Raw genomic sequence first — 1,678 nt, forward strand, 5'->3', positions numbered from 1 at the left:
TCGCTAATTTAAGATGATTGCATTTACGTCATACAGCCTAGTTACACAAAGGCTTTAATTGTTTTTGGAGATGTCTAATTGGAAATGGTGACGGCTAGAACTGAGGGTAAGCCGGATTGGAGTCAACATTGGTTTTCTCTGACTTGCGGGCCGAGATTGGTTAAAGGGGGGAAAGTTTGGCTGTCTCCTTTGTCGGAAGGTTTTAAAGATTCTCATGTTTTGGGCGTGGGTTCGAGAACGGCGATCGGCTTTCCGGCATCGAGAGATAAGTTATTTTTGGTGACTTTTCTTGATAGTTTGTCTTTGGAAGCAGAAGCTAAAGTTATGCTAGCCATCGGCTGTTTTGAAGCGATGAATTTGGACGGGGGCGCTTCGGTGGGTTTGGCTCATCAGGGGCAGATTTTATTGCCGCCGGGACGGAATTTGACGAATGTGCTTGTGGTTTACGATCGCGAAAATCCAGCGCCGGCCCAGTTAAAGGAGTCCTGGGAACGCTTTCAACAGGGATTTCGACCAACGCCGGACAAATCAGTGTTTTTTGATTGATCTAGCAGCAGGAAGTTCGGCAACGCGCAGTGAATCGGGATCTAACGGATGGAAGAAAGAACGAAAAAGGAAGAAGGAATCGAGGGAGCATCCAGATTTTGGGTAGTGCTCCCAAGGGAAGGATGAGAGAATTAGAGACAATGCTATAACCAGTGGTTGGGATAGGTCCTTTCTGCCGCTAAATTATTAAAGATGACGGCGCACAAGACCAAGATTATTGATCCCTCAAAAGCAGGTGTTAGCAAAAATTTCCAGTCTGGTTGGGTCATCATCACGACTAAGGCAACTGCTCCCGAAGGGGGATGTAGAGTTCTGGTAATCTGCATAATTCCGATCGCACTAGAAACAGCCATTCCCATCGCCCAGGGAGAAGAACCGACAAAATGCAGAATCATTAAACTGGTGAGAGCAGCTAAGAAATTGCCCCCAATGACATTCCGGGGTTGAGCCAAGGGGCTGTCAGGGACACCAAAGATCAGAACGCTTGTAGCGCCAAACGGAGCCATTAGTAAAGGAGAATTAGTTTTTACGGCAAGATAGGACGTTGCAGTAATTGCCAAAAAACTGCCAATCCAACTCCAAACAATATGCCGAGGATGAGGTCGGTCTATTGGGCAGGTCAATGGACACGATCCCCATCTCCCAAAGGTTTTAAACCAATAACTTTCCCATTTCAGTCGAATTTTTTTACGGTCAATCATAAATCACGTTACTTGATAACCAGGTTTCTTAAATTGTCGGAACTAGCGTTCGCTAAAGTTAAGATATCATAACAATTGGTCAAAAAGTAGTTAAAAGCACAGATTTTTTACTTCTATGCCACTCCAGCAGCTAACCACTCGATTGGAACTCACGCCCAGAGCACCATTCTCGCTTAACAGGCTGGACGGCCGGTTCCACAAAGAGTAGATTTTCTGCTTGTGGAACCGGCCCCAGAGCCCGTTCATAAAAGGCTTATTGACAATGGTGCAACATCTCAGTTGGAACGGACTAGCGAGTTTGGTCGGTTTGGCAACAGACGTTATCGGCAGTCGCAAAACTTCACCGTTAGCCGTCAGAGCTAGTCCCTAGGTAGCGAATAAATAGACAAAATGATACACTTATAGACAAATATGCGGTGTACCATTTTGTT

General features: G+C 45.7%; 2 protein-coding genes. One reads left to right on the top strand and one right to left on the bottom strand.

Annotated elements, in window-relative coordinates; genetic code table 11:
• The first annotated feature begins 84 nt into the window (after nt 1-84).
• A complete protein-coding gene (locus QUA16_RS36580; RefSeq protein WP_333109744.1) occupies nt 85-546 on the top strand; it encodes a phosphodiester glycosidase family protein in 462 nt (153 codons plus the stop codon).
• Between the two features lie 143 nt (nt 547-689).
• Here the strand turns inward: QUA16_RS36580 and QUA16_RS36585 are convergent, their stop codons facing one another.
• Nucleotides 690-1,169: an HPP family protein gene (locus QUA16_RS36585; RefSeq protein ID WP_333181795.1), complete on the bottom strand. Its 480-nt coding sequence runs from the start codon at nt 1,167-1,169 to the stop codon at nt 690-692.
• Between the last annotated feature and the right edge of the window lie 509 nt (nt 1,170-1,678).

It is taken from the genome of Microcoleus sp. S13_C3 (genome assembly GCF_036700905.1).
Classification (GTDB): domain Bacteria; phylum Cyanobacteriota; class Cyanobacteriia; order Cyanobacteriales; family Microcoleaceae; genus Microcoleus.

Bases quoted from the DNA above. Each gene is read 5' to 3' on its own strand.
- QUA16_RS36580 (WP_333109744.1), top strand. From the start codon at position 85: ATGGTGACGGCTAGAACTGAGGGTAAGCCGGATTGGAGTCAACATTGG.